We start from the raw sequence: 11,755 nt of genomic DNA, 5'->3' as shown, positions 1-11,755 counted from the left end.
TTGTTTTTGAAATAAAAAAATAGCACCAACTGTCAGACAATTGGTGCTATTTCACCTGCTAATCGATACTACTTAAAAGTTCATACCGAAGTTCAAGTAGGCTGTACGACCAAACAGGTCGTAACCGATACCCAGTGGGATATTTTGTACAGAGAACACTCCATCGTCGTCGGCTTTAGGCGGCGCTTCGTCAAACACGTTGCGGATACCGAAAGTCACACTGTAGTTGTCCTGAGTGTAGTTCAGGGCAACATCATGACGATAGTAGTCTTCTGTATAAGGCACCGGGCGGCAACCTACATCGAGACCGTCACAGGCTGCGTTGGTTGGATCAAACTCTTCTGGTTCATCCAGTTCACCAGCCTGAATAAAGCGAGTGATCCAGCTAAAGCGGAAGTCGCTGTACTCTAGTGACAGGCGCGAGTTGGCTCTCCATTCAGGGAAGGCCGGCTCACCAACGTTGTCATCAATCGTTCCCAGAATGTCAAACATCTGCTCTTTCATGTTGGTTGCCAACAGGTCAAAGCTCACGCCCAGTGTCTTCTCACCGACGATAAAGTCCTGATTGTAATAAACGTTGTAATCAATACCTCTGGAGGTTTCCAGACCCGCATTGATAAAGCTGGCATCCAGTAACGTCATATCACCATTGGCATCACGAGTGATACGGCTACAGAAACCACTGCTGCCATCGGGCAAATCGGGGTTGTCATAACACTGGTCAACCATATACTGATTACCCGGCTCTACGACCGCGTTTACGATTTCGATGTCATACCATGTGGCAGACAACGTGAGATCGAATGCGTCGCTGAAGGGTTGCTCAAACACGAGACCCCATGTTTTGGCCGTGGAGTTTTCTTCACTGAGGGTTTCAGATCCTCCCGTGCTGATTTCCACATTTACCTGAGGTGTGTAGGTGTTCTGTGCGCTACCTATACCCAAAGAGGTTGGATCTACACCGTTGGCCGTACAGGCGTCAAGTACGCGCTGCTGACGAGTATCGTTTCCGGCGTTGTAAGTAGGTAATGCGTTTGGATCCAGTGGATCACCGTCTCTGGCGGCGGTGGGAACAACACAAGGGTCAGTTACGTCATTAAAGCCTGTGGTACCGTTGAGGAAGCGCTCACGTAAGTTGGGCGCGCGATAAGAGGTACCTTTAGTTCCTCGCAAAGTAAACCACTCAACCGGACGGTATACTGTCTTCAGGCTGTAGGTGGTCTGCGGATCATAGTAGCTCTCATCTGTCCAACGGCCAGAAGCGGTTACAGTCAGCTCTTCGGCGAACTTATGACCACGCACCAGCGGCAGTTCAAACTCAGTGAACACTTCTCTCATATTGCGGGAACCATCTGCTCCTTTATCTGAAAAGTAATGCTGAATCAGGCCCTGTGAAGTGGCTTCATTAGGATTGGATTCGATTTCATCTTTACGGAACTCTGCACCCACTACGACAGGTACAATTTCATCGTTCCACGGCAGGCTGAACAAATCACCAGCAATAAAGCCACTGAACATGGTTTGCTTTACTTTTGTTTCCATGTAGCGATCGGTAAACAGGTAAGCCGCTTCCGCATCGCTAAAGGTCCCACCACCGGTTTGGTATATATTCGGGGCGAACAGGTTCACCGGTACACAACCGTCTGATCCATTACCACAGGTAATGCTGCCATCGTCATTTAATACTGAGGTATTCAATGAGTTGCTCAGTCTACCGGCATGAATACCTTGTATGGTGTTCTCGCCGGTTGAAGAACTGTACGCAGCATGTACTTCGTACATCCAGTTACCCATGCCAAGGTCATCCAGGGCACCGATATTGCCTTCCAATCCCGCCAGTAAACGGTATTGAGAGACATCGACGTCACTCTGGTCACGATCACCGCGAATGTTCAGGATAGGCTGCGACAGAACGGGCCCACCAGCTGCACCAATGAATGACAGGCAGTCTTGTTCAGCGTAGATACCACAAGGGTTGTAAGGGTTTGATGCCGGTACGACAGGGAAGAACTGGCCGCCAGGGCTGAACGTATCCGAGTTTCTCTTGGCATACAAACCTTCAAAGAAGGCTCTGGTGTCGTTATCGTCACCGAAGCTATAGTCACCATTGGCCATTACCGAGTAACGCTTATTTGCACTGATAAAGTCACCGGAACGGTAGTGATCACTGCGACCATAGGCGTAGAAGGGGTCCTGGAAAGACAAATCCTGTAAACCGTCGCCATTGCCGTCTACCATACCGGCATCTGCAATACCATCACCATTGTCATCAACGGCTACCCAGGTAGGATGGAAGCCGATCAGACTGGCTGCAACACCGGTTTCGCTAAAGTTTTCAATGCCGGTATTGGTGCTTCCCGGAGTGTAGTATAGGCTACCGTAGAAATTGTTGAAAAATACACGGTTAGTCAACGGGAAGATATTACAGGAATCTTTTGGCCGTGATGAAGGCGCAAGACTTCTATATGTGTCTAAAATATTACCCTGCTCATCTTCATAATGAAGTTCAGTACACTCTCCGGTGAAGGAATTCTGAGCGATGGACTGGCTACGCTGATTGTTGTATTCAGCACCTATTGTGAAAGACCACTTGTCAGAGGTTTTGCCGTACATCACTGAGAAAATTTCTTCTTCACCACCACCCGCTTCAGGGTTTGAATAAGAACCTTCAAATTCAAAGCCTTCAACGTCTTTACGCAGGATAATGTTTGCCACACCGGCAATGGCGTCTGAACCGTATACGGTTGATGCGCCGTCGAAAAGGTTTTCCACTCTGTCGATCATCACGCCGGGGATCAGGTTAAGGTCCGCTGCTACAGGCGCGCCACCTACACCAGCAGGGGCAATACGGCGCCCATTCATCAGAACCAGTGTTCTTGCGGCACCCAGGCCACGAAAGCCGATAGTCGAGCTGCCCGGACCATTATCCAGTACAAAGCCGCCAAAGCTGTTGTCAATTTGTAGGCCAGACGCCTGAGTGCTGGTCTGAAGCATGTCTTCGGCATTAAACAGGCCCATTTCTCGTGAAACTTCGCCATCGATGACTTGTATGGGGGAAGCGCTGGAGAATTCGCTCCGACGCAGACGTGAACCGGTTATTACAACTTTTTCTACCGGCTCTTCTTCGAGCTCTTCTTCTTCAAGCAGATCTTCTGCCTGGGCCAGAGCTCCTGGTGCAATGGCCATAGAGCTCAGAAGCAGTGAATATTGAATCGCTTTAGCGACTCTGCTTTTTTTTATCATAGTGTTTCCCTGGATTATTATTCAACCAACAACTGAAGTTGATATTGTTTTTCTATATTGGTGACTACCAGCTCAAGTGGTACGAGCTGTTTCTATTGTGCGGTTACCTTTTTATTACGAATGATTGGGAAATTCAATATTTGGTAATACATTTGTAATAAATTGTAATATTTGAATGCTTGTAATTGACAGAGCAGGCTTGTGAGGGAGTTGATAAAAACAGAATTTGGCAAACGCCGGTTAGATATAACCATGCTGTGGAAAAGTGTCAGCCAGGATTTACATAAATACTACTCTTTCTTATATTTTTTTCTTTGTATTTTCCTTTTTCTGGAATACTTGGGTTCACAGGTATTCAAACGCCTTAACCACCCGCGCAACACCATCAATATTGCGTGCCACTTCAACGGCTTTATCGGATTCCTGTCGCGTCACCAGGCCCATCAGGAATACTTCTGAATCTTCCACTATGACTTTTATATGCAAGCCGTCCACCGATTTGTCAGTCAGCAATTTGCTGCGAACCTTGGTAGCCAGCCAGACGTCGTGGGTGCGTATAGAGGTCACTGTGGGGCTAGAGATGCGAATCTGATTATGTAATTTTGTCACATGAGGCACAGCTTCGGTGATCTGCTGGGCCTGACGTTTCAGGTCATCATTAGGCGCCTGCCCTACCAGCAACGTCACGCCGTTAAACACTGTGGCATTAATATGGGCATGCTGTTTAATATTGTTATTTTCTGACAATGCGCTGTTGATCCGAGAAGCCAGGGTCTTATCATCCAGCTGAGTACCCACGGTTCGCCGGTCATGAGCCACCGCGGCGGCACCCACGCCGGCTCCTATCACGACAGCGGCGCAGCCCTGTAGCAGGGCAATACTGACTATCAGAGTGAGGAGTTTTGTTGTTCGTTTCACCTTATTCATCTCCGTTATGTTCGGGGAAAAGACAATTATCAATGCCGTTGCAAAGAGTGTGAATGACCAGCTGATGGACTTCGTGGATGCGTTGGCTTTTATTTGAAGGCACCCGGACTTCCAGATCATTGGGACCTAATAATCCAGCCATTTCACCTCCGTCCTTGCCGGTGAGGGCGATAATGGTCATATCGCGATTCAGGGCCGCTTCCATCGCCATAATAATATTGCGGGAATTACCATCGGCAGAAATGGCCAACAGAATATCATTGCTTTGCCCCAATGCCCGGATTTGTTTTGAAAAGATTTCATCATAGCTGGCTTCATCAGCAGCACAGGTGATTGTTGCAGCATCACAGGACAATGCCAGTGCCGGGAGACTCGGGCGATCTCCTTCAAACCTGTTTAGTAACAGTGAGGCAAATTGCTGTGCATCCATGGCGGAACCACCACTGCCACAGCATAGTATCTTCTGACCCGCGATCAGCGTCTGAACCATCATGTAAGTGGCTTGCTCTAAGGCTTCAGGCAATATTTCAATCGCTGCTATCTTGGTCTGAATACTTTCCGTAAAATTGTCTCGTATAGTTTCTATCATAGTCGTTTTATCCACTGGATCTGGCTGCCTGTAATCGCCACGAGATCTATTCTATGGGGAATGTGGGCAGGGTTTAACCCTTTGTATTGCATAAAATGAAACAGGGCTGATTCAAACTTCCTGCGCTTGTGAGTATCGAAGTATTCAGCAGGGTGCCCAAAATGGGTCCTGGTGCGATATTTTACCTCTACAAAAACCAATTCATCGTCATCCTGCATGATTAAATCGATCTCGCCAGATTTGCAATGGTAGTTGGTGGTGATCAACGTCAGGCCCTGTGCCTTCAGGTAACGACAGGCTCTTGCCTCAGCCGATTGTCCCAAAAGGCCCGAGAGCCGTTGTTTAATCCCCGGCAAGAGAGACGACCCGATCCAGTTCAATTTTACCGAATGGCAAGCGGCGAACGATACGGTTTTGCTTATCCATGCTGAGCTCTCCTGTCAGACCTTTGATCTGCCTGCCTCTCAGTGCGTGCAATACGGTTAATTCCGGAATCAATCTGTAGGCATCGTAGCCCATGGCGAATAGGCGACTCTCACTGTCACTTCGATTTGGCCAGAGTTCATTAATTTCGGCTTTCACATCAGAGTCGGCTCCCGGCAACATCCATGGCATATCTACAAAAACCAGATTACGCAGATCTCTGAGGCTATTATTGCCCAGTTCTTTACTGAAACTTCGGCTGGTGGCGAAGACCGGCACGATGTCGGAAAAAGGGCTGATGCTGGACTCGATCATTGGATTAAGTAATTCGGTCTGCGCCGGGTTGGAAAAAACAATAATCGCGTCAACGTCTCTTCTGTTACGAGCGAAGCTATACACTTCCTGATTAATCACAGATCTCACCCGTTGGATCCGTCGCTCACTCTGGTCAATAGCCAATATGCTGTCCACAGCATTGCGCATTGATTTGTTATCGGTGAACGTAACCAAAGTGGGTTCCTGGCGCTCCAGCTCCTGCCATTGGCGTACAAATTGCTCTGCCATACGCTCAAATAACGGGCGCCCGGCACTGATCAGCATAGGCATTTTGTAGCCGCGACCATGCAGGTATCGGGCAAGTTGTCTGGCCTCATCTTCCGGAGCGAGAGAATAAAAATAGTGATGTGCCACAGATTTTTCTTGCTCAACCCGGTTTAACAATAACGCCGGAGTCGACGGGGGTAATTGTGTCAGCACGCCGGGAATATTTTCTCTTAACAGGGGGCCCAAAACAAAATCGTGCTGCAACACCAGGTTCTGTATATCGGATTCATTCAGCAGGACTGAGTCATAGAATCTGAGCTGTGGCGCATAGGTCTGCTGCCCTTTTTCAGCAAAATATGCCGCGAGAACCCCTTCTTTAATGGCCTGCCCCTGATTTCCTAAACGCCCGGACAAAGGAAGAATGACCGCAATATTCTGCGGCTGATAACGAGCCTGTTCAAACAGTTGCTGAACGGGCTCCGGAATAGGCAATGTAGGGTATTGTTGCTGCCACAAACTGATACCTTGGCTCAGCTCCAAAGAAGGAGTTTGCCGTGTCAGCCGGGCTAATTCGAGCCAGGGAGTGAGATAACCTGACGTTGCTGATGCTTCTGTCAGTTCAGTTGTATCGAGTTGCTCCAGTAATTGCCATATTTTAGGGTAATGTGATTCCGCCAGTGACGGATTCAGACTAATTAACTCGGCAAGATAATTGGCAGCCGTCAGATAGTCGTGATGATATTCGGCCAATTCAGCGCTGAACCTGAGTCGTGCAGGCAGAATATGCAGTTTATTGCTGACCTTATCCAGACTGGCTTTTGCCAGCGCGGGCTGATCAATTGCCAGTAAACACTGACTGAAAATCAGTCTGGCCTGCTCCTTCTGTACTATATCGCTGATGGCCGGTATCAGTGGTTGCAGTACTTTCAATGTGGTCTTGCAGTCACCCTGCTGGTACAGCGCTTTGACAGCACTTAGCAGTAATCCGGGTTGCTCACTTTGTTCCGCCTGCCTTGCCTGTGCGATAAGTTCTTCAGCCGTGTATGTTTGTTGCCTGGACGGCGATTCTGAGCCCTTAGTAATAACCCGTTTGTCACTGACATCTGGTGCTGTGGCACATGCCGTCAGCAGCATCATTGTAATAGACATGGTCAGTTTGCGCAGATTCAACATTGGCAACCTTAATAACTTACTGGCGAAATATCAGTACTGCTAGTTTATGATGTGGCTCATGGGAACACAATCAAAGGGTTAATCCATGAGCACAAAAGGTGAATCTGCAAGTGGTACTTTGTATATAGTTGCTACACCTATAGGTAACCTGGCTGATATCAGTCACCGGGGATTGCAGGTTCTTCAGCAGGTGGCTGTGATTGCCGCCGAGGATACCCGACACAGCAAGGGCCTGCTTGATCATTATAATATCTCAGCCCGGTTGTTGTCGCTGCATGATCATAATGAGACCCAGCGCGCCCAACAGCTATTGATGAAACTGAATGAGGGGCTGGATATCGCGCTGATCAGCGATGCAGGTACCCCTCTGATCAGCGACCCTGGTTATCAGTTGGTAAATTTGTGTCGTCGGAATACTATCCCTGTCGTACCCATTCCGGGTGCCTGTGCGTTAATTACTGCCCTTTGTGCTTCAGGACTACCGACGGATCAGTTTACCTTTTTCGGTTTTTTGCCGGTCAGAGAAATGGCGCGTAGGGAGCAACTGGCTGAGCTGAAAGATGCCAGCGGCACAGCCGTGTTCTATGAAGCGCCCAGGCGCATTCTGGATTCGGTTTTGCTGTTGATTGAAGAACTGGGCGCCGACCGACAGCTTGCTCTGGCTAAAGAGCTGACCAAGACCTTTGAGACATTCCGGACCGGCCCCGCTGCTGAGATTGCTCAGTGGTTGCAGGCAGATCCGGTACATCAGAAAGGTGAATTTGTGCTGATGGTAGGCCCCGGAGAGGACCGCAGTGGCCAGATGCCGGCGGAGGCCATAAATTTGCTCACCACATTGATGCAGGAGCTGCCCCTTAAAAAAGCCGCCGCGATTACGGCGGGGCATTATAAACTGAAAAAAAATGCCCTTTACCAGCTGGGTTTGCAGCTGCAGCAATGACCCGCAATATCAGTTCGTTTTAGTGGTTTTCTTGTTCCACAGATTCTGGTGTTTTGCATAAGAGAAGTAAGTGTAGGGATGCCAGCATTTTGGCAGTAAGTCCAGCTCTTTGCGCTCTTCAAAATTAGACACCAGTTTACTGAGGATCTCGAGCAGTCGTTCTTTACTCATACGTTCCAGTTTTTTGCGGGCCTGGGGGTAGTAAAGGTTGTTATCCTTTCCGACCCTAAGGCCCTGACCAAACTGTGAAAATGTCAGGCTTTTGGTGGCCGTCCGGCAATTGGGAACGTGCGGGTCCTCTGGATACAGCGCAGTGACTATGGCGTATTCATATCGGTCCAGATCACGGCGATCGGAGTCCTTAGGAATATAGGTGATACCAAATCCCTGGGGAAAATAGCCCACAATGCGCACAAAACTGTCGACGGCAGTCTTATTCAGGGCGCCCTTTTCGGCGGCTTTCTCCAGCACCATAGCGGCCTTGGGCAAAGACTCGTAGTCATACACCGCTTTGGTGGAAAGTACCACGGAGGTATAAACCTGTGGCACTTTGAGCAAGTTGCCGATGGACTGCTGAGGATCCAGTGAGGACTTTAACAGGGTGAAGATAAACTTCATCTTTTCATCTTCATTCTGGTTGAAATCGTCCCTTTCCTGCTTAGAGTTGCCCACATAAATGTTTTTACCCAGGCCGGTTTTAAGGTACGCGAGAGTCTGCTGATAGCTTATTTTCAGCAGGTTCAGGCGTTGATCTTTTTCCAGCACCCGAAACTCATTCAGGTCACCGTCAGGGCCCTTGAGAATGCGCTGTGCATCAGGATGATACTGGCCTATGTCCTGCATCAGAGCGGTCATCAGCAGCGGTACCTGAACATGATTGCGATAAGGACACTGACTGGCTGTGTCTTTGTTCTCCGGGGCGCTGATTCGTTGCCCCGCATGCTTGAGTACATATTGGTTGCTGATTTGATTGTCTGCCACCATGCGTTCAAGCAAAAGCAGACTCAATACTGCTTTATACAGATGTTTTGTTCGCTGGTTAGATTGCCCGACTTTTCGCTTTTCAGTGGGAGTGATCAACAACATCGTACCTAACAGTCGGGCACAATTGCGCTGGATTTCCTGCTCATCTTTGCCGTCTGTCAGGTGTAATATTTTTTCACAGATCTGGAGCAGGTTGTTCAGTCGTTCAATTCTTGCCTCCCGGAGCTTTTGCTGGTATTCCCTGAGGTTGCTCTGGGCCTTTTTCTGCTGCTGTTCGGCATTCTTGCTCGTTGCCTCACTGGCGGTCTGCAACTGGCTGTTGAGTTGAATCTGCTTTTGTTCTTCAGCAGCCTGAAGGGCAAAGTACTCTGTGGCGTGTTCGTACAGCGAATCTCTGACCGGCGTGACATCATGTATTTTGCTGATTAAGACGCGTAGTTCTTTCGTGTAGCGGCTCTCGCCTACGGTTTCACTCATAGTGCCGTACTATTCCTGACTGATTGATAAATAAACGACCCTTTAGCTTAGCAGAGATATCATCCACAGCCGATAACCCTAAGGTTATCGGCCATCTCTGATAAGCAATTATGCAGATACTAATTTTTTTAGTAACGGAAGCGGCTGACCGCCTTGCCGAGTTGCCCGGCCAGCGTCTGCAGTTGGTGAGCTGTGCTGCTGGTATGCTGAGTCGCTTCTTTATTCTGCTCCGTCATGGCGGAGAAGCGTTCAACATGCTTGGCCACTTCATCACTGGCCTGGTTTTGTTCACTCAGAGCATGGCTGATATCCTGAACCACATTCAACACGCGATCGAAGCTTTCTCTGATTTCACGGATTGCAATACCCGTCTGATCGGCCAGCTCAACCCCTTCTTCCACTTCCTTAACGCCCCGTTCCATTTGCTGAACGGTACCCTGAGTGCCTTGCTGAATACGCCCCACCATTGTTTCAATCTCATCGGTGGACTCACTGGTGCGCTGAGCCAGTGTACGGACTTCATCGGCTACCACTGAAAACCCACGGCCCTGCTCGCCGGCTCGTGCCGCCTCAATGGCTGCGTTTAATGCCAGCAGGTTAGTCTGATCGGCAATGGATTTAATCACATTGACAATCGAGCTGATTTGTTCTGATTGCTTACCTAATTCAACCACTTGTGAAGACGCATCACGCACTACATCGTTAATCCGTTTCATCGCGGCGACCATTTTCTCCATGATCTGGGCACTTTGCTCTGCACTGGAACCGGATTCTGTGGCGATACTGCTCGCTTCCTGTGCATTTTCCGACACGTGACGGATGCTTTCGCTGAGTTCCTGTATCGAAGCAGCAATGGAATCACTGGAGTTAGATTGTTCATCCGAGGAGACAGAAAGCTGTTCAGCAGTACTGGACACTGACTGGCTGGCATCGTTTAGTTCAGTAGAGGCGGTGCCGATTTGTTGCATCATCTGACGCAACTGGGTTTGCATATGGTTCATGGCTGAGAGTAACTCGGCAATTTCGTCATTGCCGCTGTCATCAATGCGGGTATCCAGCTTGCCATCGGCTACATCTGTGGTGACCTGCATAGCCATGTCCAGCCGTCTTTTTAACTGCCGGCTGAATAACCAGGCCGCGCCGACGGCTACCAGTATGACCAGAATACCGCCCAGAATCGCCGCAACCTGTGTGGTCACTGATGCATCTGCGGCATCTTCAGTACGCTGTGTCAGGATGCCCTGTTCGGTGGCGATAAACTCATCCAGTACACCCTGAAGTTTTTCCATTCTGGCTTTGCCTTCACCTCTGGCAACGAAATTAGAGGCTTGTTCCAGGCCAATGGCCCTGAGCTGAATGGCGGGGTCGATTGCATTTTCCAGCCACTCTTCATACATGGCTTTTACTTCATCAAGGCGTTTTAACTGCCCGGGACTTTCCGATACTAGCTGACGCAATGATTTAAGGTTCTTCTCAACGCCGGCTTTGCCCTCATTATAGGGTTGTAGAAAGTCCTTATTATTAGTGATCACATAGCCGCGTTGGCCACTGTCGATGCTCAGCAGGTGTTTAACGATATCATCGGCATCATTCATTACCTGCATAGTATGATTGGTCATATCGGTAGCCGCGCGCATTCCCGACAGGCTTACAGATACGGATATGGTGAGGATAATCATCACCAGTACGATAAAGCCGAATGCGGCCATGAGTTTTTGTACCAGATTCATTGTCTTAGCTACTCCCTAATGAGTGTTTGTATCCAATGAGTGTTCAGATACTAGTATCGGCGGAACTTGATTATCTTTCACTATCTTTTTTGTTTGCGATACCAATTACGCTAATCTACCTGTTCCCATAGTTTTTGTCAGGTAAAGCAGGTAGAATCGGCGCCGGAGCTGGCCAGACAATCGCCGCCCGACCACCTAATTGTATGCCATAAACGATGAATGTTGGCTGTCGTGTAATTAGGTGGTCGGGGGGAGGAAAGTCCGGGCTCCATAGGGCAGGGTGCCAGGTAACGCCTGGGCGGCGCAAGCCGACGACAAGTGCAGCAGAGAGCAGACCGCCAACCCCGGCTCGCCGGGCGGTAAGGGTGAAAGGGTGCGGTAAGAGCGCACCGCGCAGCTGGTAACAGTTTGTGGCATGGTAAACTCCACCCGGAGCAAGACCAAATAGGGTTCCTTGGCGCGGCCCGCGTCGGAACCGGGTAGGTTGCTTGAGTCAGCGAGCGATTGCTGACCTAGATGAATGATTGTCTTAGACAGAACCCGGCTTATCGGCCAGCTCCCCTTTTTTAGCGAATGGGCAATTCTGCCCTTATGCCTTATCTTTCATGGCCTGCACCTCTTTGTGCTGGCTGACAGGGTATCGTGGCCTGCCTTCCTCACAAGCCATGTTGGAGCCTCTTCTGCATCTTTATTTTTTATTCCAACGCTTTATTGCAATCAGATAAA

8 protein-coding genes and 1 other RNA gene are annotated in these 11,755 nt (G+C 49.2%); 2 read left to right on the top strand and 7 right to left on the bottom strand.

From position 1 onward, the window contains the following. Positions 1 to 72 precede the first annotated feature (72 nt). From CDA54_RS08520 to CDA54_RS08500, 5 genes are all read right to left on the bottom strand, one after another. On the bottom strand, positions 73 to 3,243 hold the full coding sequence (locus CDA54_RS08520; protein WP_099034578.1) for a TonB-dependent receptor domain-containing protein: 3,171 nt from the start codon (positions 3,241 to 3,243) through the stop codon (positions 73 to 75). Between the two features lie 345 nt (positions 3,244 to 3,588). Beyond that, complete coding sequence (dolP, locus tag CDA54_RS08515) at positions 3,589 to 4,161, bottom strand: division/outer membrane stress-associated lipid-binding lipoprotein (RefSeq protein WP_229748030.1); 573 nt, start codon at positions 4,159 to 4,161, stop codon at positions 3,589 to 3,591. Position 4,162: 1 nt separating this feature from the next. Further along, positions 4,163 to 4,759, bottom strand: a complete 597-nt coding sequence (locus CDA54_RS08510; RefSeq protein ID WP_099034576.1) for a D-sedoheptulose-7-phosphate isomerase — start codon at positions 4,757 to 4,759, stop codon at positions 4,163 to 4,165. Further along, complete coding sequence (locus CDA54_RS08505) at positions 4,756 to 5,082, bottom strand: YraN family protein (RefSeq protein ID WP_229748029.1); 327 nt, start codon at positions 5,080 to 5,082, stop codon at positions 4,756 to 4,758. Before CDA54_RS08505 ends, CDA54_RS08510 begins: the two co-directional genes overlap by 4 nt. 19 nt (positions 5,083 to 5,101) lie before the next feature. Continuing rightward, entirely contained in the window at positions 5,102 to 6,898 is a 1,797-nt protein-coding gene (locus CDA54_RS08500) for a penicillin-binding protein activator (protein ID WP_099034574.1), read from the bottom strand. 85 nt (positions 6,899 to 6,983) lie between these two features. Here CDA54_RS08500 and rsmI point away from each other — a divergent pair, with 85 nt between their 5' ends. Next, positions 6,984 to 7,838, top strand: coding sequence for a 16S rRNA (cytidine(1402)-2'-O)-methyltransferase (gene rsmI, locus CDA54_RS08495; RefSeq protein ID WP_099034573.1), 855 nt, complete (start codon positions 6,984 to 6,986; stop codon positions 7,836 to 7,838). A 9-nt stretch (positions 7,839 to 7,847) separates the two neighbouring features. On the opposite strand, the gene CDA54_RS08490 is transcribed toward rsmI, so the two are convergent. Next, positions 7,848 to 9,299: a hypothetical protein gene (locus CDA54_RS08490; protein WP_099034572.1), complete on the bottom strand. Its 1,452-nt coding sequence runs from the start codon at positions 9,297 to 9,299 to the stop codon at positions 7,848 to 7,850. Positions 9,300 to 9,427: 128 nt separating this feature from the next. Then, positions 9,428 to 11,029, bottom strand: a complete 1,602-nt coding sequence (locus tag CDA54_RS08485; RefSeq protein ID WP_099034571.1) for a methyl-accepting chemotaxis protein — start codon at positions 11,027 to 11,029, stop codon at positions 9,428 to 9,430. Positions 11,030 to 11,193: 164 nt separating this feature from the next. On the opposite strand from CDA54_RS08485, the gene rnpB reads away from it, so the two are divergent. Next, positions 11,194 to 11,593, top strand: an RNA gene (gene rnpB, locus CDA54_RS08480) — RNase P RNA component class A. Positions 11,594 to 11,755: the final 162 nt, after the last annotated feature.

The sequence above is a fragment of the Lacimicrobium alkaliphilum genome, assembly GCF_002591895.1.
GTDB lineage: Bacteria > Pseudomonadota > Gammaproteobacteria > Enterobacterales > Alteromonadaceae > Lacimicrobium > Lacimicrobium alkaliphilum.
This window is presented reverse-complemented; position numbering and strand designations above follow the sequence as displayed.